Below are 20,051 nucleotides of genomic sequence, written 5' to 3' on the forward strand. Positions count from 1 at the left end.
TTTAATAAAAATAAATACCAAAAACTTTTTTAGATTAAATAAGTTTAGTTTTTACGACAGGTTTCTTGGTAAAGAATTTGTTCTTTTGTTGGATTGTAGGCATTACCACTTACCACATAACTGTCTCCAAAATTTACCAACCGTAGCGTACAAAAATCTTCTAATAGATTGTTTTCTTTTATAGATAAAGAACCTACAGAAGTTAAATCTTTTAAGGAAGAAATGGATTGTAAATTTCTATTCTGCTCAATAATCAATTTACTTACTACAGAGATTAAATAATTAAAACCGTTGAGTTCTGTTAATGCTTGGTTATCCTTTATCGTTAGTGTGTTCCCTATTCTGGCTATGCTTTTAAAGCCATTTAACTGTACTAAATTTCTGTTATTGTTAACATCAACATGACTTATTATTTCCGACACTTGGTTAAGCCCATTAATTTCCACAAGGTTGGGATTGGAGTATATGTTTACAAAACCTGTAACACGATTTATTTTATCTAAATTATTGAAACGTTCTAGCCTACTGTTTTCGTAAATAGCAATATTGCCACCTAAATCTATAAGTTGATCTAAACCTGTAAGCGACTTAATTCCTTTATTTTGATAAATATTTAAATCGCCCCCAATACGAGTTACATTTTCTAACCCTTTTAAGTTTTCTAGTTCAACCTTATTGTTTCGTATTTCTAGTTTTCCATCAACATACGTTAGGTCTGCTAAGGGCATTAAATCTTCGCAATTAAAAATGTACAAATTGCCTTTAACACCAACAAAATGATGGTTGGCAAAATCTTCTAAAACTGCCTGAGATTCTATCTGATAATCTCCTATAAATTCTTTTGACTTGAAATCCGTATCTAACGAGCAAGAAACTCCAAAAAAGCTACAAAAGGCAATCAAATAAAAGCTTGATAATCGTTGGAGTTTTGTTTTCATAGAATTCGTATTACATCATTTCCTTAACCGATTTTACTAAGGCTATAGAGGCTTCAATTTCTGCTTTACGAATAGCAACAGACTCTATATTAAAACCAATTGGCATGTCTTTTTCTTTGGCAAAAGCAATCAAATCGTTTGCAATAAATTTGCAAATATTAATCGATGTTGCTAAAATATCTTCAGAAACCTTAAGTTCGTTTTCTAGCCATCGTTGAATATCAATTCCCAACCATTTGGTAAATTCTAATGTTTTTAACGAACCTATAGGAGTGAGCGTAAAAATAATTGGCAACGGTTCTAATTGATGTTCTTGCGTATAAAAATAATAATCAGACAATACATCTTTGGCATTGTCTAAATTGTAAACACATTGCGAAATAAAAAAGGAACATCCGCTTTGAGCTTTGTTTAAAATTCGTTGATGCTCATCGCCTTTGGCAAAATGCCTTTCGGGTATGGTAACCCCACCTAACAACATACTAGAGTTTGATGCTTTTTTTATGCGATATGCTTCTTGCAGTGTTAAATTTACTTGCTGCTCTCTAGAGGGAGCTCCAACAAATACTGTCACATCAAAGATGTCTTCGTTTTTAACCAACCAGTCTTTTAGGCTATTTTCTGTAAACTTACCTACGCTTTTGTAAATAATTTTGGGAACCTCTAAATCTTTTAAATAACTATTGGCATACGTATCTGGAGCCCAAGTAGACATAAAAGGAAAAGGTCTTGGATTGTTGTTTCTAGAGGTTTCATCCTGTATGTCGTACAACACCAAACCATCAATATCTAAACTTTTAATTCTTTCTATTTGTCTGGCTGCAATTCCTTCAAGTTTTTCAGGATCGGTGGCTAGCTTAGGAGGAGTTAATCCGTAAAAAAGATAACCTCCTTTTTTGGCTTTTATTTTGTGTTTTAACGTTTTAGAATTCATGTATATTTAGCACAAAATGTGACTTATTTTTTTATTGATTACACTCCAAATTGCTGAAAATGGTGGTCTAAATGTTTTTGAAATAGATTGCTCCATTCCTTGGCCGTTAAGTGCCCAAAAGAACGGGTTAGTCTTCCTTCAAAATAATCAGAACCTTTTTCAAAAGCCCACTGCATGTTTTGTAGCAATTTGGATTTTTCTTCTTCAAAATCCTTAATTTCTGTTACCAAGTAATAAGGATTTGTTTTTGCATTTTTAGGATATGGTTTGTTTCCTACAATGGTTTTCTTTAAAAAAGTTTTGATAAAAAAATGCATAAAAGGATCCATTTCAATCCTAATTTTTCCTCTAGAAGTATCATACGTTTTATTTAGATGTGCTAACATTTGTGCCGAACTCATCTTGCCCCACAAGGGTGATGTTTTTGGCGTTAACTGGTCTAAACGCTTTTTATTTTCTGCCAAAGTAGCTACTTCAAAAATACTTGGATACGGCATAAAAAGTGATTTTTTGGATGTAAATATAGGGTTTATGACAACATCATTACCGCTTTTTGTAAAGCATTTACCAATACATCTACCTCTTGTTTTGTATTGTAAAAAGCAAAAGAAGCCCTTAAGGTACCTGGAATAGCAAACCGATCCATAATAGGTTGAGTACAGTGGTGTCCTGTTCTTACAGCGACTCCTAATTTATCTACAATACTTCCCACATCATACGGATGCAAATCTGCAATATTGAATGAAATAACACTTGCTTTTTTGGCTGATGTACCATAAATTTTTAACCCTGGTACGTTTAACAATGCTTGGGTTGCGTAGTTTAGCAAATCGTGCTCATAGGCTTCAATATGCTCTAAACCAATCTTGTTTATATAATCTATAGCGGTTCCAAAAGCAATTACATCTGCAATGTTTGGGGTTCCTGCTTCAAATTTATGTGGCAATTCGGCATAGGTTGTTTTTTCAAAATTACATTCTTTAATCATTTCTCCTCCTCCGTGATAAGGTGGCAATGCATTTAAAATATCTTCTTTTCCGTATAAAAATCCTATCCCTGTTGGTCCTAACATTTTATGTGCAGAACAAGTAAAAAAATCACAATCTAAGGCTTGCAAGTCTACTCTCATATGCGGACAAGATTGTGCTCCATCAATTAACACCCAAGCACCTACTTTATGGGCTTTTTCAATAATTTCTTCTACAGGATTGATGGTTCCCAAGGCATTAGAAATATGGTTAACTGCTACAATTTTTGTTTGATTGGATATCAATTCCTCAAAAACATCCATTTCTAACTCTCCCTTATCATTTATCGGAATTACCTTTAGCTTTGCTCCTGTACGTTCGCACAATAATTGCCAAGGCACAATGTTAGAGTGGTGTTCTAATCCAGAAATGATAATCTCATCTGTTTTCTTTATAAAAGGTGTAACTGCTGTGGCAACTAAGTTAATTCCTTCGGTAGTACCACGAGTAAAAATAATTTCGTGTTCGTGAGCAGGATTGAAATGAGCTTTTATCTTTTTTCTAGTTTCTTCAAAAGCATCGGTAGCTAGCTGACTTAGCGTATGTACTCCTCGGTGTACGTTAGAGTTAATGTTTGAATAGTAGTTGGTAATAGCATCTATCACCACTTGTGGCTTTTGACTGGTAGCTCCATTGTCAAAATAAACCAAAGGTTTTCCGTTTACTAGTTGTTTTAAAATAGGAAAATCTGCTCTTATTTTATCAATGTCAATCATGGAATATTTTATTTGTAACAAAGGTACTTCTTTCTTGCTAGATTGAGAAAAACTTTCCTTTAAGTCTTTTACTTAGTATGATTAAAATTAGTATCTTTTTTGACCGAATTTACTCCTATGAAAATTATAAAGTTTGTATGCATTGGCCTTTTGTGTGTTGTGATTGCAATTGTTGCTTTTAACATTTCTAAGCTAAAACTTATCTCCGGTTTTGCAGCCAAGAACATGGCCAGTTGCTATTTTTTAGCCAAGCAAGATCCTACTCTTACCGAAAATGAAGACAACAGTTCTTTTTTGATTAGCTTGGCAAAAACCGAAATCGATGAACTTAACAAAACTGTTACTGCCAGTGTATTTGGTATGTCTAAAAGCAAGGCTGTATACAGGCAAGGAGTAGGTGTGGCTTTGGTTAGTGATGATAAAAAAAAGCTACATAACAATCAACCCAACCGAAAACAAAAACACATTAATTTACCTTACCCCTATGGTCATCTTGCTGCAATTGATACGGTTTTTTCTAACATCAACTACTCAGAATTAGATAGTGTTGTAACCAATTCTTTTGTAGAAAACCATCCTGACGGAATTAAAAATACCAGATCTATTCTAGTGCTGTATAAAGGAAAAATTATTGCCGAAAAATATGCAGCAGGTTTTTCTAAAAACTCTCTTTTACAAGGTTGGTCCATCACCAAAACTTTGCTAAGTACATCTTTTGGTGTTTTAGAACAATCTGGTTACGATATTTACCAACCTATAACAGCTTTTCCAGAATGGACTAGCAAAGAACAGCAGCAACTTAACACCAATCATTTTTTACAAATGGAAAGCGGTATGAAATGGGAGGAAAATTATGGTAAAGTTTGCGATGTTACCAAAATGCTTTTTAAAGATTCTGATTGTACGCAAAGAGCCATTAAACAACCTTTGGTAGCTACTCCTGGAACTACGTTTTACTACCAATCTGGCAACAGCAATGTTCTTAGTGCCCTTTTAAGAAAGCAATTTAAAACTCATCAAGAATATTTAGATTTTCCGTACAAAACTTATATCGATAAAATTGGAATGCATTCTATGATTCTTGAAACAGATGTAGTAGGTAATTATGTTGCTTCTTCATATAGTTGGGCAACTACTAGAGATTGGGCTAAATTTGGTCAGCTATTTTTACAAAAAGGATGTTGGAATAACGAGCAAATCTTAAGTCCAAAATGGGTAGACTACGTAACCACCCCTAGTCCGAACTCTAAAGGAGAATATGGTGGACAATGGTGGTTAAATACAGGGGGCTACATGCCCAACGTTCCTAGAGATTGTTATTATGCCGATGGATATCAAGGGCAGAGAATTTTTGTAATTCCGTCTAAAGAACTAGTGATTGTTAGGTTTGGAGTTACAGAATTGGGTCGTGTTGGTTTTTATCCTCTTTTTGATAAAATGGTCAGTCAAATTTGTGCCACCATTCATTAAAAATCTTGATTGTTTTTTACCAACAGTACAAAATCATTTTCTAATAATAAATATCCTTGGTTGTAACAGTAAAAATACTGATTGCCAGTTTTGGTGGTATAAATGGATGTAAACAACTGAAAGTTAAACCCTTTTTGCAACAAAACTGTTTTGTTAAGCTTTGTTTTCCCTGTCGGATTTAATTCACATAAAATTTTATAGTTTTTCTTTAATGCATTGTTGGTATTTCTAACCAAATTTTTGTCTCCAACATTTAACTTGTTGTTGTAGGCATTTCTGCAATAATCATTGCAAAATTTTTTATCAGATCTACCAACAATACGCTCTCCACACTCTAAACAACTTTTTTCTTCCATCTTTCTAATTTGATTAAAGATACTATTTTTTTATCGTTTGCAAACGACTACAAACAGTTACATCCGCAAACAAACAATTAGATACCGATTACAACAAAAGTTCGTTTGCAATTTTGTCCTGTCGAAAGTCGACAACAGTTTTCATCATTTAAAAATTATACGTTATGAACAATTTAAGAAACAAAGTACAGTTAATCGGACATTTAGGAGGAAATCCATCAATCAAAACTTTTGGAAAAGACAAAAAATTGGCTAGCTTCTCATTAGCAACTAAAGAGGTGTATTACAATAAAGACGGGGAACGAGTTACTGAAACAGAATGGCACAACATTGTTTGTTGGAACAAAAATGCAGAAATAGCAGAAAAATATTTAGACAAAGGAAGTGAAATTGCCTTAGAAGGAAAATTAACCACAGAAGCTTGGGAAGATAAGGATGGTAACAAACGCTATACTACAAAAATTAGAGTACACGAATTACTTATGTTGGGATCTAAATAATAGCTTTTTTTACAACTCACAAACACCTAACATACGTATGTTAGGTGTTTGTGTAAGTTTTAAAATTTCATACTAAAACCAATATAAGGCCTAACCTGATTTACAGTACCAAAAGTTCCATCATCTTTTTGGGCATAGGTCCACTGATAATCTACACCTGCTTCCATAAATTGATTTAGCCTGTAGGTAACCAAAGCATTGGCAAGAGCATTTCCATTAAACTTAAAAGCATCATCCAAATTGGTTAATTGAGATTTTACATACGTTCCTCTTACTCTAAAATTGGCTATTTCTTTGGTTTGTAAACTAAGTCCTACAATGGCTCCTCGATTGCTATTTTCTAAATCGTCGGGTAGTAACAGCTCCCCTTTTACTTTTACTAAATCTAAGATTTCGCTTCCTAAACGAGCATAAATTCCTTGTGAATTTTCTGCAGGAACTAACTCTTGTAACCTAGCATCTTTGTTAATCTCGTAAGCAAAATTAAAAAACTGGGGAATGTAGTTATCTCCATACCATTGTCTTTCTATTCTAGCATTTACATGAAGAACATTTGCGATAAAGTTAAAGCCTCCTTCTAAACCAATTGCATATCCTTGACCAGTATCGTAATTTGCTGTAGGAACTGTGTTAGAAATATGTGCTGCTAGTGCATCGTTTTTTAGCAGCTTTGCATATTGGATATCTGCCGTAAGTTCTAAAAACATATTTTTTAATAAAATTGCTCCTACGTCTACTCCGTATGCTTTATTTCCATCTCTAGTAAATTGAGTGTGATTGGTTGTACCCGTATCAGTTGTTTCTTCAAAATCATCTTTATCTACCACCATGCTTAACCCAAATTCAATTGTGTTTACAATAGGAATCTCTAAGGCACCAAAAGGTTTGTAATAGGGTCGGACAGCTAGTAACTTTAAACTTCCATCAAAATTTAAATCACTGTATAAAAACTCCAAACCTATCTTTTTTTCAAAAAGTAAATCGGCACTAATTCCTACTTTTCTTCTCTCAAAAGAAACAGCGTTGGTGTAATTTCCTAAAATCGCTCCATAGCCAAGTCTTTCACCAGTCATATCACCTAATTTTACATATACAGGGTCTTCTTTTTTAACTCCATAACGCAAATATCTAATCATCCTTAACACTCCCACACCATTAGAAAACTCCTCTGTTCTTAAATTACCGTTTTCAATATCAAATAATAAGGGCACATCTAAACCCAATCCTATTTTTCCAAAAGAAAATTCTGGTTGCAATCTAAATCCAACAAAGGTTTGTTCTCCTATAGTAGTAAAACCTACGTTTCCTGAGATAACATTTTCATCCTTAAAAGAGCTTTCGTAATTTGTTTGAGCAAAGGCTGTATGAAAGCCTACAAAAAGCAATCCTAACCAAAAAATTGTTTTTTTCATGAGTTTGTATCGTTTTAGTTTTTTGGAAAATTAATATTTATTTTATCAATACTTAAGCTTTTTAGTTATTTATATTTGTTGTTCAATCTCTTATTTTATGCTTAAACTAGACCATATTTCTTATGCTTATCAAGCTTCTAAACCTGTATTGCAGAACATTTCTTTTAATGTAAAGGATGGCGAATATGTTGCACTATTGGGTGAAAGTGGTTGCGGAAAAAGTACTCTTTTAGAAATAATTTATGGTTTGATGGATTTAAAACATGGACAGGTTTTTTATAACAATGAAAAACTTTTAGGCCCAAAATTTCATCTAATTCCCGGTCATCCATTTATGAAGTACTTGGCACAAGATTTTAGTCTAATGCCCTACACAACGGTTGCAGAAAATGTAGGAGAATTTTTGTCTAACATCTACAAAGCCCAAAAAAAAGCTAGAGTTGTAGAACTACTAGAAGTGGTAGATATGTTAGATTTTGCAGATGTTAAAGTAAAAAATCTTAGTGGTGGACAGAAACAGCGAGTAGCTATTGCTCGTGTTTTGGCCAAAGAACCTAAAATTTTATTGTTAGACGAACCCTTTAGTCATATTGATAATTTTAGAAAAAACCATTTAAGAAGAAGATTGTTTGGGTATTTAAAATCTAAAAAAATTACATGTATTGTTGCTACTCATGACAGTACGGATGCTTTGTCTTTTGCAGATACTTTGCATATTATTCGCAATAAAAAAATAATTGCAAGCGGAAGCCCATCCGAATTGTACCACCATCCCAAATCGGTGTATGTAGCTTCGTTTTTTAATGAAGTAAATGAAATTCCCTACCAACTTTTAAACATTGATAGGGAAGGAAAAGCAATATTGTATCCTGAGCAACTAAAAATTGTGGAGCAATCTGAGGTTACTGCTATTGTAAAAAATTCTTTTTACAAAGGAACACATTATCTTATAGAGGTTTTATTGCAAAGACAATCTGTTTTAATTTATAGCCAAAAAGCTTATGCTAAAAACAGCAATATTTGTATTGCTATTTAAGTTGTGTGGTTTTTAAAATCGCTTCCAACTCAAAAACAAAATCACGCTTGTTTACCGATGGTGCATAATTAAATCCTTCTACCACAATAACTCGGTTATTTTTTTCATCAACAATAGAATAGTTTAAAAAAGGACCTGCATTGTAGGCTCCAAAAACCTCCCAAGTTCCACGAGTTTCATAGGCTTTTTTTCCGTGAATGCGGACTTCTTTTACTACAGGAGTTCTTGCTGCTTCGGTAATCATGTACATTTTATCAACATCGTTTCCTCTAATAAACATCTTACCAATACTATCTCTATTTTTTATAATTTGATTTACAATTGGTTTGCTTTCATCAAACAAAGGAGCTTGGTACACCAACAGTTCGTTGGTTTGGTCTCCTACTGCTACACCTCCTGCTATATGGCTTCTCATCCAAAGAAAAGATCCCAAAGTATCCATTACCATTCTGTATTTATTTGGAATAGTCATAGACACCCCTAATTTGTTTAGTGCATCAATTTTTTTAGTATATCGATTGGATGCATGTTCTTTTTGGGTAGATTTGATATCACCTTCCTTAAATGCTTCAACAATTTCGGCTCCTCTTTTTTGTATTAGTGCCACCAGTGCTTTTTTATCGGGTGCAGCTACTTCTACAATGGTTTGAGGTCTGGCATATTTGTCTGTGTAAATACGAAAGTTTTCTTGTTGCCCTATATCCAGTTTTAGTACATTTCTATTGTTTTTAAACATTTTGGTAAAAGCACTGTGCGGAATGGTAGAAACATTTAGCTGATATTCTAATTGTGGCAATCCTGGAATAGGATCTGAAATTAACTCTACAAAAGACTCTTCTAACTTTCCTTTCCAATCATAAGGTTCTACTACTACAATTACATGATTTATTCTTCCGTTAGATTCGGCTTTTAAATCTGCAGCATCACGTTTTTTTTCACCGTCTTTACTACCACACGCTACTAAAAGGACAATACTAAGTAAGGTTATAATTTTTTTCATTTGTCTAGCATTTTATAAATGACCAATTTTTTTCCTAGTTTAAGATTGTTATTCGTCCAAAGATTGTTCCAAGATCTTATAGCTGTTACTGTAACCTTGTATTTTTTTGCAATATCCCACAAATTGTCTCCTTCTACTATGGTGTGTTCTCTTTTAGGGCCTTGTTTAGGAATCTGGACTTTAGCTACATTTTGTTTTTTAGGTTCGGAAATGGTATAGTTTATTTTTTTAGGAAAAATGGTTAATCGCTGTCCTACTTTTAAATTGTTAGAGCTTAAGTTGTTCCATCGTTTGATATCTCTTACATAAACCCCAAACTTTTCGCCAATAGCCCCTAAATAATCACCCGATTGTACTTTGTAACGAATTCTCTGACTCATTTCGAAATACTTTGGCAACGGCTTTTCTCTTTTTTTGTCTTGAGCATCGACATAGGCGTAAATTTCTTGCTCTTTGCTGGCAAATGCTAAAGCATCTTTTACTGGCAAAGCCAATTTGTAATTTCTTCCTTGTACATAAGGTACAATGTTTAGCTTGTAAGCTGGATTTAAAAACTCTAAAAGTTCTACCTCAGTTCCTACCATATCGCTTACTTGTTTAAAGCTTATCATTTGTTTTACTTGCACACTATCTACTTCAAAATGTCTAATTCTTGGAGTTTCTTTTTGTATACCATGTTCTTTAGCATATTCAAAAATGTACATAGTTGCATAAAAAGCTGGCAAATAGTCTGAAGTTTCTTTGGGTAAAAAAGGACGTATGTTCCAGTAGTTTGTTCTGTTTCCAGACCTTCTTATGGCTTTGGATACATTTCCCGGACCTGAATTGTATGCGGCAAGTGCCAAATCCCAATCGTCAAAAATATCGTGTAATTTACTTAGATACTGACAGGCTGCTTTTGTAGATTTTAAAGGATCTTGGCGTTCATCAACATAAGAACTTACCTTTAGATTGTACAACTTTCCTGTATGATACATAAATTGCCACATTCCTGTTGCTCCTACAGGAGATTTTGCTCTTGGTCTTAATGCAGATTCTATAATTGCCAAATACTTCATCTCTAGCGGAATGTTGTAATTGGCCAACTGCTCTTCAAAAAAAGGAAAATAGTAATCTGCTCTGGCCATCATTGCAGGGTAATATCGTTTTCTGTATTTAAGGTAACTTTTAATAATGCGCTCTAGTTCCTTATTGTACTCTATGTAAAAAGGCGTTTTTTCGTTCAGCCTTTCCAAACGATATTTTAAGGTATCTGTAGCTAACTCTTCTAACGAAAAGTCTAACGTTTCTTCTTTTGCAAACATCGGAAAAACACTATCTACCTCTGCTTTTTTGTATAAATTTTGTAACCATTGCTGATCTATTTTTTCTAAAGAATCGTTGGCAATCGTATATTCATCAATCTCTAGTTCTTGTGTTGTGTGTGGTATAGTGTCTTGATGTGGAGTTTCTTGAGCAAACATGCAAGTCCCTACAAAAATCAACCTTAGAAAAAGTAATCTATTCCTTTTGTTTTTTTTCATCTTATTGGTCATTCAGCAATTTGGTTACCTCATCTAAATTAGGTGATAAAATAATTTCTATCCTTCTGTTTTTTGCTTTTCCTTCTGGTGATGTGTTTTCTGCAACAGGTTTGTATTCTCCTCTTCCTGCTGCTGTCATTTGTTTAGGAGCAACATTTTGTTTTTCCAAAATTCTTACAATCGCTGTGGCTCTTTTTACAGACAAATCCCAGTTGTCTTCTATTATAGCTCCTCTATAAGGTACATTATCTGTATGCCCCTCTATCAACACTTCAATTTCTGGATTTTGCACCAATACTTTTGCCAGCTCTTCTACAGCAGATTTTCCTTGTGCTTCTACGGACCACTTACCCGAACGGAATAGCAATTTATTATCCATAGACACATAAATTTTTCCATCACGGTGTTCTACAGTTAATCCTTTTCCTTCAAAACCAATCAACGCATCGCTAATGGCTTTTTTTAAGGCTTGCATTGCTTGTTCTTTACTAGCTATTAAAGCCTCTAAATCTGCAATTCGTTTAGACCTTGCCTCTAAAGCTGCTTGTAACTTTCTTAAATTGGCTTCTTCTGTAAACAGTTTTTCTTCTTTTTCTTCTAAAGCCTTTAATAATTGTTGATTTTCTTTGGCTTTTGCACTAATTTCTGATGAACTTTTTGAAGCCAACAAATCATAAGAATCCTTTAAGTTTTCTTGCTTTTTTTGAGTTGCTTCTAGTTCTTGTTCTAATAAAGAAAGTTGATTTTTAACTTTTTGCTTTTGCTTTTGCAATTCCTCAATTTCATTCTCCAACTGATTATTTGCCTTTAATAATTCATCATTTTTGGCAATTAATTCTCCGTTTGTTTTGTACAACTTGTCGTACTTGTTAGACAATTCTACAAAACGTTTTTTGGTAACACAGCTGCTAAGTACTATGGCAGAAAGTAAGACAGTAATATACGTTTTCATACAATTCTAATTTTCTATTTCTAAAACAATTGGGCAATGATCTGAGTGTTTGGCTTCGGGCAAAATATAGGCTCTTTGCATACGATTTTTCATCGGGTTGGCAACCATGTGGTAATCTATTCTCCACCCTTTATTATTTGCTCTTGCATTGGCTCTATAGCTCCACCAAGAATAGTGATGTGGTTCTTTGTTAAAGTGCCTAAAACTATCAACAAAACCACTAGCTATAAATTTGCTTAGCCATTCTCTTTCTACGGGTAAAAATCCGGAAGTATTTTTGTTTTGTTTAGGGTTATGGATGTCTATCTCTTCATGACAAATATTGTAGTCGCCACAAATAATTAGATTGGGAATTTCCTTTCTTAACTCGGATACGTAGTCTAAAAACTCATCCATATAATTTAGTTTAAATCCTAAGCGAGCATCATTGGTTCCCGACGGAAGGTACAAGCTCATCACCGAAAATGTATCGTAATCTACACGTAAATTTCTACCCTCTATGTCCATGTGCTGAATTCCTGTTCCGTAAGCTACATGGTTGGGTTCTTCTTTGCATAAAATAGCCACACTACTGTATCCTTTTTTTTCGGCAGAAAACCAATAATGATACCTATATCCTAGCGTTTCGAATACAGAAAGGTCTAGCTGTTCTTTATGGGCTTTGGTTTCTTGCAAACACAAAATATCTGGATTTGCAGCTGCCAACCATTCTAAAAAACCTTTTTTTAAGGCTGCCCTAATTCCGTTTACGTTGTACGATATTATTTTCATTGTCTTTTCAGTTTAAAAACCTGTTCCATCCTCCTGAGGAATAAACACTTCTTCTTCGTTTTCTTTAGAGCTATCACAATCAATCGCTATACCAAAATTATCTGGTCTCTCAAAATCTTCTTGACTAATATTAAGGGTTTCATCGGCATACAATCGTTTCATAAATAAAGCCCAAGTAGGCAGAGACATACTTGCCCCTTGACCAAAGGTGATACCTGCAAAATGCGTAGCTCTTTCTTCTCCCCCAGTCCACACTCCTACTGCTAAATTAGGAACGACCCCCATAAACCATCCATCCGATTGATTTTGCGTAGTTCCTGTTTTTCCCGCAATAGGATTGGTAAATTGATAAGGATAACCTGTAGCAACATTTTCTGGATATTTACCCCACTTACCTCTAAGGCGTACCCCAGATCCTTCCATTGTTACTCCTTTTAGCAAGCTTAAAACGGCATAAGCTGCCTCTTCACTCATCACCTCTTCTGAAGAGGGTATAAAACGTTGCAATACACTTCCGTTTCTGTCTTCTATTCGCATCACCATGGTCTGATGTACTCTAAATCCTTTGTTGGCAAACATGGCATACGCTCCAACCATATCAAACAAACTAACATCTACAGTTCCCAATGCAATAGACGGATATGGGTCTATGTGTGATGTAATTCCAGATTTTTTTGCCAAATTCACTACATTTTCAGGCCCCACTCTATCAATCATTCTAGCTGTAATTACGTTAATGGATTTTGCCAATGCTTGTTTTAACGTAAGTTCCCCTCCATAATCATCGCCAGAGTTTCTTGGAGTCCAATCTTTTAGCAAGTCATATTTACCTTTGGGTATGGTATACGGAGTGTTTGGATATTTTTCACAAGGAGAAATTCTAAATTGATTGATAGCAGATGCATATACAAAAGGCTTAAATGTAGAACCTGCTTGTCTTTTTCCTTGTTTTACATGATCGTATTTAAAATATTTATGATTGATACCTCCTACCCATGCTTTTATATGTCCTGTTTGAGGTTCTACTGCCAATAATCCCGAACGCAAATGTGCTTTGTAGTACCTAATAGAATCATAAGGAGACAATACCGTATCTTTTTCCCCTTTTTTCCAATCAAATACTTTCATTTTTCTTTTGATTTTAAAATTCTTTAAAATCTCTTTTTTACTAGCTCCATTCGCTTTTAAGGTTTGGTATCGTTGTGTAGGCACCATTGCTCTCCACATTATTTTATCAATTTCTGATTGAGTTAAATCGTAAAACGGAGCCGTTCTGTTTCTTTTTTGTTCCTTAAAAAATATTCTTTGCAAGTTAGACATGTGTTGTGTAACTGCTTCTTCTGCATGTTTTTGTATACGAGAATCTAGAGTTACATATATTTTTAGTCCATCTCTGTAAATATCGTAATACGTACCATCTTCTTTTGGGTGCTCTTTGATCCAGCTTTTTAAATAATCTCTTAAATATTCTCTAAAATAAGTAGCATGTCCATCACTATGGCCTTCGGGAGTAAATGTTATTTTAATAGGCAGGCTTGCTACAGAGTCTTTTTGTTTGGTATCTATTGCACCATTTCTTTCTAATTGTCCTAAAACTACATCTCTTCTTTTTTTAGCATTATCGGGAAACCTTTTAGGATTGTATAACGATGGATTTTTTGCCATTCCCACCAAAATTGCAGATTCTTCTAAAGTTAAATCTTTAGGTTCTTTGTTAAAATAAATTCTAGAAGCAGAACGAATACCAATAGCATTGTACAAAAAGTCATATTTATTTAGGTACATGGTAATGATTTCGTTTTTAGTGTATTGTCTTTCAAGCTTAATAGCAATTACCCATTCTTTTAGCTTTTGTTTTATTTTCTTAAAAATAGAAGCATTTTCTCTTTTGTGAAATAATTGCTTAGCCAACTGCTGTGTAATGGTACTTCCTCCTCCATTTTGCCCTAATTTTCCAACCGCCCTGGCAATGGCATAAAAATCTATTCCAGAATGTTCGTAAAAGCGTTCGTCTTCGGTAGCTACTAATGCTTTTACTAAATTATCGGGTAAATCTCTAAACTTTACAGGTGTACGGTTTTCTCTGTAATATTTTCCTAAAGTTATCCCATCTGCTGATATAATTTCTGAAGCAAAGTTTTTTTCAGGATTTTCCAAATCTTCAAACGTTGGTAATTTTCCAAAAGCTCCGTAGTTTATAGCTACAAACAAGGTTGCAATTCCCAAAACTGAGAATAAAAAAACGCCCCAAAGTATTCTTAAATACAAAGAATAATTAGGTTTTGTTTCTGTTTTTTTTGTCATTTTTATGTTGATTAGTTTTGTACTTCTTCTATTCGTAAACCAAAATCTCTTACCCCTTGTAAGACAGGCAATCCTTGTAAATCGCCTCTTTTTCTCATGGCTTGAGTAAATTGAAATTTATAATTTCCTGGCTCTGGAAACGTATAATTTTCTAAAAAATAAAGTGCATTGTCTTTTACATCAGTAAGTCCTGTACCCAACCAATTTCCATAAGCATCGGTCATTTGATATTCTAAAGTATCTTTTACTGCAATTCCATCAGGAAAAGTAACCTTACTAATAAGGTATAGATTTCTATAAGGATATTCTTTATCGGTTCGTACGTTTAAAAAAACATGATGTGGTTTTGAAACGTCTTCTAAGTTTACTTCAAAAGAAACAGGCTGATCCAATGGCCAACCTGTGTTTCCTAAAGTTTTGTAGGTATCGTATTTTGGATGGTCGCAAGCAACCAAAATTAGCACCCAAATTGTAAAAAGGATTTTATTCGCTTTTTGTCGTTCCATTGTTTGGTTTGTTAGGCTTTCTTCTTGGATTCCTTCTTTTGGGTTTGTTGGTATTACTTTTTTCAGTAGAAACTCCCTGCTTGTTGTTTTGCACATTTTGTGTTGGGTTTGCTATTTTTTCTACAGCATTGGTATTGGGCTTATTTCTCTGATTTCTTCTTTGGGGTCTTTTATTGTTTTTTGAAACAGGTTTGGTACTTTCCGTTTGTTTAGGTGCTTGTGCTGATTGTTTTTGCTCTGTTGTTTGTTGATTTCTATTTTGTGCGTTTTGAGGCTTTCTTCTATTATTGGGTTTTCTAGTAGGTTTTGCTCCAGATGGCTTTTCTGTATTTCTTACATTTCTTTTTTGAGGAGAATTTCCTTCTTGCTTGTTCTCTGTATTTGTGGTATTGTTACTTCTGTTTCTGTTAGATTTTCTGTTTCTTCTTCGTTTTGGTTTTTTGGGTTCATCAAAACGAGTTAAACTATCTTGTCCTACTACATTTTCAAAATCAACTTTAGTTTCTTCAATATTTTCGGCATCAAAGTCTTCTAAACTTTCTACAGTGTTTCCTTTTTTGTTTTCTTCTACTATTTCTAAAACCTGGTCTAAAGTGAGCTTAAACCACTTGCTTTTATCGTCTTTGTATGTGTACCAAAGTACTTCTTTAAAAATATCCATCTTTACAAAAATCCCCAATCCTTTTTCTGTTTTTAGGGTTACGTTCTGTGATGGAAATTCTTTTAAAGCATCTAAATATGTATCCAACTCATAGTTTAAACAGCATTTTAATTTTCCGCACTGTCCTGCTAATTTTAATGGATTTAGTGACAGTTGTTGATATCTTGCTGCTGCAGTATTTACTTTTCTAAAATCTGTTAACCAAGTAGAACAGCACAATTCTCTTCCGCAAGAACCAACACCTCCTAAACGTGCTGCTTCTTGACGTAGTCCTACTTGTTTCATTTCTACTCGAATAGAAAATGCCGAAGCCAAATCACGAATCAATTGACGAAAATCCACACGATCGTCAGCTGTATAATAAAAAGTAGCTTTGTTTCCATCTCCTTGATATTCTACATCCGACAACTTCATTTTTAAGCCCAAACGGATAATAATTTCTCTTCCTCTTCTTTGGGTTTCTATTTCCTTTGCTCTGGCTTCTTGCCAAATATCGATATCTTTTTGAGTGGCTTTTCTATAGATTTTTTTTACTTGTTCTCCTTCAACATCAATCTTTTTCTTACGCATCTGAATACGTACCAATTCTCCTGTTAAAGAAACCGTACCAATATCATGCCCAGGATTTCCTTCTACAGCTACAACATCTCCTATACTAATAGGAAAATTTTTTTCGTTTTTGTAAAAATGTTTTCTTCCGTTTTTAAAACGTACTTCAACAATATCAAAAGGTTTTTGTCCTGTTGGCAGCTCCATATTAGACAACCAATCAAATACCGTTAATTTATCACAACTTCCTGTACCACAACTCCCATTGCTCTTGCAACCTTTTGGAGCTCCATCTTTAGTTGAGCAACTATTACAGCTCATATATTTTATTGTATTAATTCACTTTCGTGAAGGATTCTTAATTTATTTTAACCCATTTAGAAACGGTTAAATTTTGTTTTATTTTTTAAAGATATAATTATTTCACAAAAGGATAAAACATATTCTTTTATGCTAGAATCTTATCATTCGTCTGCGAGCATAAATCTTTGACCAAAAGAAGTTTGTTTAATTTTTACAAGTTGTCTACTTTTTAAACTTTAAGACTTCTGAGCGTCCTTTTTTAAAGATTTTATTGCTATTGGTTTTTCCTTTTCTTAACTTTTTTTGTTCTTCATAAGGCAAAGCATTTATTTCTTTACAGGCATCAGAACAACACTGATCCATTTTTTCTTTACAAGCATCGCATTGTATAAATAACAAATGACATGCTTCATTAGCACAATTAACATGAGTATCGCATGGTGCACCACATTGATGACAATTAGAAATTACATCTTCAGAAATTCTTTCCGACTTTCGATGATCGAAAACAAAGTTTTTTCCTTTGAATTTGTTTTCAATACCCTCTTCTTTTACCTGACGAGTGTATTCTATAATTCCTCCTTCTAACTGGAATACATTCTTAAATCCCTTGTGTTTGTAATATGCACTGGCTTTTTCGCATCGGATTCCTCCTGTACAATACATTAATAAGTTTTTATCTTCTTTGTGCTCTTTTAGATCTTCTTCAATAATGTCTAACGAATCTCTAAAAGTATCTACATCTGGTGTAATAGCTCCATCAAAATGACCAATTTCACTTTCGTAATGATTACGCATGTCTACACAAACGGTGTTTGGGTCTTCTAACATTTTGTTAAAATCTGCAGCACTTAAATGCACTCCTTTGTTGGTTACATCAAATGTTTGGTCGTTTAAACCATCGGCTACTATTTTATCTCTTACTTTTACTTTTAACTTTAAAAAGGATTTGTTGTCTTGTTCTACCGCAATGTTTAGTCGAATGTCTTTTAAGAAAGAAATACTATCTAGATGCTCTTTAAATTCATTAAATCTATCTGCTGGTAAAGATAACTGAGCGTTAATTCCTTCATTGGCTACATAGATTCTTCCTAAAACCTCTAATTGATCCCAAACTAAAAAAAGGTGATCTCTAAATACTTGTGGGTTTCCTATTTGATGGTATTGGTAAAATGAAATGGTTAAGCGATCTTTTCCTGCCTGGTCTATTAATTGGGCACGTTCTTCTGCGCTTAACTTATTATACAGTTGCATGCTATATGAATTTAGTTAAACATTTATTTTAATACAAAGGTAGTAAACTTTTTGTCTTTGATATGCAGTACATCCACCTCTATAAAATAAGTTCTCCCTACAGAAAAGCTCTGAAGGGAGAACATCTAAACTAAAACTTATGAAAAACTACTATTTTAAAAAAACTAAACTAACTGTTATAGTAGTTAACAAAGCACGTGCCAAAAGAATTGAATACAGGTGTTTAAAAGTTGATTGCTATCAACTTTTAAACAAAAAAAGCTACATTAAGAAATGTAGCTTTTTTTGTTTCTATAAGTATGTATAAAACTATTCTACTCTAAATACTAAAGGTAAAGAGAATAATAGGTTTACTTTTCTTCCGTTTTGACTTGCTGGTACCATTTGTGGCAATTTATTAATTGCACTTTCAAATTCTTTAGACAACTCAGGATTTTTAGATCTTACTCTTACCTCAGTTACTTTACCATTGGTATCAATTTTAAAGATGGCAGCCATTCTAATAATCCCTGACAATCCTAACTCATCTGCCAAACCTGTATCAAAGTTTTTACTAATATGTTTGTTTACTTTTTCACTGAAACAAGCTTTTTTATCTTTTGCTTTTTCACATCCAGGAAAAATTGCTGGGTTTTGAATAGCAGCAAACGGTATGTCTTCGTATACTACTTCTTCTACTTCCTCACTATATTCAATAGTTTCAACTTCAATTTTATCGTCTAACTCAATCTCTGTAGATTGGATAACTACCTCCTCTACTTCTACATCATCTTCTACTTTTTCAAATTGCTCAGGAGATGGTGGTGGCGGTGGCGGCGGTGGTGGTGGTGGTGTAGATGGTGGTTTGATTTGCATCATCACCATATCTTCTACTTCTTCAGACTGTAAGGTCACTGCTTGTAGTTCATCTACAACCCTGTCATAAGTTTTGTGCTCTATAGCGATGTACACTATATAAAGAGCCAAAACCAATCCAAGTAAAGTGAAAACCTTACTAAAATTTTCAAGATTTGATTTGGGATTCTTTTTAACTTCCATTTTTATTCAGTTCAATTGAATTTTAGTTCGCTAAAATAACGAAATTAGAATTAGACTTGCAAATATATACGGTTAACTAATTTCAAAAATAAATATCCTAAAAACACTCCTAGAGAATTGGCAATAATATCTAGCAAATCGCCAGTCCTGTAGGTAGTTAACCTCATCTGTAATACTTCAATAATCACACCATATGCAATAATTATCAAAATTAAATGCAAAATTTTAATGTTTATTTTACCTAACTGACAAGATATAAGCCAAAAAAATGACAAAACTGAATATGCAAGGATGTGTTTTACCTTATCGGAATTTTGAAAATTTCCTATATCTGGAAAGCTGTTTAGTTTTGCCAAACTTAAAATTAGTATCAAAATAGCAAAACCAATTGCTAAGTAGATACTACTACGCTCCAACCAAGTCTTTATAATCTTCAGCATTTAATAAATTTTGAATATCTTCAAGATTCTCTGGTTTTACTTTAATCATCCAACCTTTACCGTAAGGGTCTTCGTTTACAGCTTCTGGCTCGTCTTCTAATAAGTCATTAAATTCTATTACTTCACCTGTTACCGGCATAAATAAGTCCGATACTGTTTTTACAGCTTCTACAGAACCAAAAACCTCATCGGCTTCTACTGTATCGTCTAAGGTATCTACATCTACATATACAATGTCTCCTAACTCACTCTGAGCAAAATCAGTAATTCCAATAACCAAGTGGTCTCCTTCTACCTTTACCCATTCGTGATCTTTTGTGTACTTTAATTCTTCTGGAAAATTCATATTGGTTTGTTTGT

The 20,051-nt window shown here is 33.7% G+C and carries 20 protein-coding genes; 3 read left to right on the forward strand and 17 right to left on the reverse strand.

What is annotated here, in order from left to right:
- Nucleotides 1-44: 44 nt before the first annotated feature.
- From FS85_RS0107115 to FS85_RS0107130, 4 genes are read right to left on the reverse strand one after another with little or no spacing between them, the layout of a single operon-like run.
- The gene (locus FS85_RS0107115) at nt 45-938 is read right to left on the reverse strand and encodes a hypothetical protein (RefSeq protein WP_010135443.1); all 894 of its coding nucleotides are present in this window, start codon (nt 936-938) and stop codon (nt 45-47) included.
- 10 nt (nt 939-948) lie between these two features.
- Nucleotides 949-1,872: a methylenetetrahydrofolate reductase gene (locus tag FS85_RS0107120; RefSeq protein ID WP_010135444.1), complete on the reverse strand. Its 924-nt coding sequence runs from the start codon at nt 1,870-1,872 to the stop codon at nt 949-951.
- Nucleotides 1,873-1,910: 38 nt separating this feature from the next.
- Nucleotides 1,911-2,369, reverse strand: coding sequence for a DUF1569 domain-containing protein (locus FS85_RS0107125; protein ID WP_010135445.1), 459 nt, complete (start codon nt 2,367-2,369; stop codon nt 1,911-1,913).
- 32 nt (nt 2,370-2,401) lie between these two features.
- Nucleotides 2,402-3,616 (reverse strand): aminotransferase class V-fold PLP-dependent enzyme, encoded by a 1,215-nt coding sequence (locus FS85_RS0107130; protein ID WP_010135446.1) that lies wholly within the window; start codon nt 3,614-3,616, stop codon nt 2,402-2,404.
- A 117-nt stretch (nt 3,617-3,733) separates the two neighbouring features.
- Here FS85_RS0107130 and FS85_RS15265 point away from each other — a divergent pair, with 117 nt between their 5' ends.
- Entirely contained in the window at nt 3,734-5,086 is a 1,353-nt protein-coding gene (locus tag FS85_RS15265) for a serine hydrolase domain-containing protein (protein WP_033194629.1), read from the forward strand.
- On the opposite strand, the gene FS85_RS0107140 is transcribed toward FS85_RS15265, so the two are convergent.
- On the reverse strand, nt 5,083-5,442 hold the full coding sequence (locus FS85_RS0107140) for a hypothetical protein (RefSeq protein ID WP_010135448.1): 360 nt from the start codon (nt 5,440-5,442) through the stop codon (nt 5,083-5,085). The two genes, FS85_RS15265 and FS85_RS0107140, sit on opposite strands and share 4 nt — an antisense overlap.
- Nucleotides 5,443-5,606: 164 nt before the next feature.
- Between FS85_RS0107140 and FS85_RS0107145 the strand changes: the two genes are divergently transcribed.
- Nucleotides 5,607-5,942, forward strand: a complete 336-nt coding sequence (locus FS85_RS0107145) for a single-stranded DNA-binding protein (RefSeq protein ID WP_010135451.1) — start codon at nt 5,607-5,609, stop codon at nt 5,940-5,942.
- Between the two features lie 59 nt (nt 5,943-6,001).
- On the opposite strand, the gene FS85_RS0107150 is transcribed toward FS85_RS0107145, so the two are convergent.
- Nucleotides 6,002-7,354 carry a hypothetical protein gene (locus tag FS85_RS0107150; protein ID WP_010135452.1) on the reverse strand — a complete coding sequence of 451 codons (1,353 nt, stop codon included), beginning with the start codon at nt 7,352-7,354 and terminating at the stop codon, nt 6,002-6,004.
- Between the two features lie 97 nt (nt 7,355-7,451).
- Here FS85_RS0107150 and FS85_RS0107155 point away from each other — a divergent pair, with 97 nt between their 5' ends.
- Entirely contained in the window at nt 7,452-8,390 is a 939-nt protein-coding gene (locus FS85_RS0107155; protein ID WP_010135454.1) for an ABC transporter ATP-binding protein, read from the forward strand.
- On the opposite strand, the gene FS85_RS0107160 is transcribed toward FS85_RS0107155, so the two are convergent.
- From FS85_RS0107160 to gcvH, 11 genes are all read right to left on the reverse strand, one after another.
- Nucleotides 8,383-9,390 (reverse strand): DUF4837 family protein, encoded by a 1,008-nt coding sequence (locus FS85_RS0107160; protein WP_010135456.1) that lies wholly within the window; start codon nt 9,388-9,390, stop codon nt 8,383-8,385. The genes FS85_RS0107155 and FS85_RS0107160 overlap by 8 nt on opposite strands.
- Nucleotides 9,387-10,913: a LysM peptidoglycan-binding domain-containing protein gene (locus FS85_RS0107165; protein WP_237706951.1), complete on the reverse strand. Its 1,527-nt coding sequence runs from the start codon at nt 10,911-10,913 to the stop codon at nt 9,387-9,389. The genes FS85_RS0107160 and FS85_RS0107165 overlap by 4 nt, the downstream gene beginning before the upstream one ends.
- Nucleotide 10,914: 1 nt before the next feature.
- Nucleotides 10,915-11,865 carry an OmpA family protein gene (locus FS85_RS0107170; protein ID WP_010135458.1) on the reverse strand — a complete coding sequence of 317 codons (951 nt, stop codon included), beginning with the start codon at nt 11,863-11,865 and terminating at the stop codon, nt 10,915-10,917.
- A gap of 6 nt (nt 11,866-11,871) precedes the next feature.
- On the reverse strand, nt 11,872-12,636 hold the full coding sequence (locus tag FS85_RS0107175; RefSeq protein ID WP_010135459.1) for an exodeoxyribonuclease III: 765 nt from the start codon (nt 12,634-12,636) through the stop codon (nt 11,872-11,874).
- A 12-nt stretch (nt 12,637-12,648) separates the two neighbouring features.
- A complete protein-coding gene (locus FS85_RS0107180; protein ID WP_010135460.1) occupies nt 12,649-14,940 on the reverse strand; it encodes a transglycosylase domain-containing protein in 2,292 nt (763 codons plus the stop codon).
- Nucleotides 14,941-14,951: 11 nt separating this feature from the next.
- Complete coding sequence (locus tag FS85_RS0107185) at nt 14,952-15,446, reverse strand: gliding motility lipoprotein GldH (RefSeq protein WP_010135461.1); 495 nt, start codon at nt 15,444-15,446, stop codon at nt 14,952-14,954.
- Nucleotides 15,424-16,977, reverse strand: a complete 1,554-nt coding sequence (gene ricT / locus FS85_RS15270; protein ID WP_010135462.1) for a regulatory iron-sulfur-containing complex subunit RicT — start codon at nt 16,975-16,977, stop codon at nt 15,424-15,426. Before ricT ends, FS85_RS0107185 begins: the two co-directional genes overlap by 23 nt.
- 204 nt (nt 16,978-17,181) lie before the next feature.
- Nucleotides 17,182-18,213, reverse strand: coding sequence for an oxygen-dependent tRNA uridine(34) hydroxylase TrhO (gene trhO, locus FS85_RS0107195; RefSeq protein ID WP_010135463.1), 1,032 nt, complete (start codon nt 18,211-18,213; stop codon nt 17,182-17,184).
- Nucleotides 18,214-18,522: 309 nt separating this feature from the next.
- Entirely contained in the window at nt 18,523-19,251 is a 729-nt protein-coding gene (locus tag FS85_RS0107200; protein WP_010135464.1) for an energy transducer TonB, read from the reverse strand.
- Between the two features lie 50 nt (nt 19,252-19,301).
- Nucleotides 19,302-19,691: a VanZ family protein gene (locus tag FS85_RS16105; protein WP_050809626.1), complete on the reverse strand. Its 390-nt coding sequence runs from the start codon at nt 19,689-19,691 to the stop codon at nt 19,302-19,304.
- On the reverse strand, nt 19,657-20,037 hold the full coding sequence (gcvH, locus tag FS85_RS0107210; protein ID WP_010135467.1) for a glycine cleavage system protein GcvH: 381 nt from the start codon (nt 20,035-20,037) through the stop codon (nt 19,657-19,659). Before gcvH ends, FS85_RS16105 begins: the two co-directional genes overlap by 35 nt.
- Nucleotides 20,038-20,051: the final 14 nt, after the last annotated feature.

The organism is Ochrovirga pacifica (genome assembly GCF_000220525.1).
Classification (GTDB): domain Bacteria; phylum Bacteroidota; class Bacteroidia; order Flavobacteriales; family Flavobacteriaceae; genus Ochrovirga; species Ochrovirga pacifica.

Excerpts from the sequence above, each read along its gene's own strand:
- gcvH (WP_010135467.1), bottom strand. The coding sequence starts at position 20,037 with ATGAATTTTCCAGAAGAATTAAAGTACACAAAAGATCACGAATGGGTA.
- FS85_RS16105 (WP_050809626.1), bottom strand. The coding sequence starts at position 19,691 with ATGCTGAAGATTATAAAGACTTGGTTGGAGCGTAGTAGTATCTACTTA.
- FS85_RS0107130 (WP_010135446.1), bottom strand. The coding sequence starts at position 3,616 with ATGATTGACATTGATAAAATAAGAGCAGATTTTCCTATTTTAAAACAA.
- trhO (WP_010135463.1), bottom strand. The coding sequence starts at position 18,213 with ATGCAACTGTATAATAAGTTAAGCGCAGAAGAACGTGCCCAATTAATA.
- FS85_RS0107165 (WP_237706951.1), bottom strand. The coding sequence starts at position 10,913 with ATGAAAAAAAACAAAAGGAATAGATTACTTTTTCTAAGGTTGATTTTT.
- FS85_RS0107200 (WP_010135464.1), bottom strand. The coding sequence starts at position 19,251 with ATGGAAGTTAAAAAGAATCCCAAATCAAATCTTGAAAATTTTAGTAAG.
- FS85_RS0107185 (WP_010135461.1), bottom strand. The coding sequence starts at position 15,446 with ATGGAACGACAAAAAGCGAATAAAATCCTTTTTACAATTTGGGTGCTA.
- FS85_RS0107160 (WP_010135456.1), bottom strand. The coding sequence starts at position 9,390 with ATGAAAAAAATTATAACCTTACTTAGTATTGTCCTTTTAGTAGCGTGT.
- FS85_RS0107120 (WP_010135444.1), bottom strand. The coding sequence starts at position 1,872 with ATGAATTCTAAAACGTTAAAACACAAAATAAAAGCCAAAAAAGGAGGT.
- FS85_RS0107180 (WP_010135460.1), bottom strand. The coding sequence starts at position 14,940 with ATGACAAAAAAAACAGAAACAAAACCTAATTATTCTTTGTATTTAAGA.
- FS85_RS0107115 (WP_010135443.1), bottom strand. The coding sequence starts at position 938 with ATGAAAACAAAACTCCAACGATTATCAAGCTTTTATTTGATTGCCTTT.
- FS85_RS0107155 (WP_010135454.1), top strand. The coding sequence starts at position 7,452 with ATGCTTAAACTAGACCATATTTCTTATGCTTATCAAGCTTCTAAACCT.
- FS85_RS0107170 (WP_010135458.1), bottom strand. The coding sequence starts at position 11,865 with ATGAAAACGTATATTACTGTCTTACTTTCTGCCATAGTACTTAGCAGC.
- FS85_RS0107125 (WP_010135445.1), bottom strand. The coding sequence starts at position 2,369 with ATGCCGTATCCAAGTATTTTTGAAGTAGCTACTTTGGCAGAAAATAAA.
- FS85_RS0107145 (WP_010135451.1), top strand. The coding sequence starts at position 5,607 with ATGAACAATTTAAGAAACAAAGTACAGTTAATCGGACATTTAGGAGGA.
- FS85_RS0107150 (WP_010135452.1), bottom strand. The coding sequence starts at position 7,354 with ATGAAAAAAACAATTTTTTGGTTAGGATTGCTTTTTGTAGGCTTTCAT.
- FS85_RS15265 (WP_033194629.1), top strand. The coding sequence starts at position 3,734 with ATGAAAATTATAAAGTTTGTATGCATTGGCCTTTTGTGTGTTGTGATT.
- FS85_RS0107175 (WP_010135459.1), bottom strand. The coding sequence starts at position 12,636 with ATGAAAATAATATCGTACAACGTAAACGGAATTAGGGCAGCCTTAAAA.
- ricT (WP_010135462.1), bottom strand. The coding sequence starts at position 16,977 with ATGAGCTGTAATAGTTGCTCAACTAAAGATGGAGCTCCAAAAGGTTGC.
- FS85_RS0107140 (WP_010135448.1), bottom strand. The coding sequence starts at position 5,442 with ATGGAAGAAAAAAGTTGTTTAGAGTGTGGAGAGCGTATTGTTGGTAGA.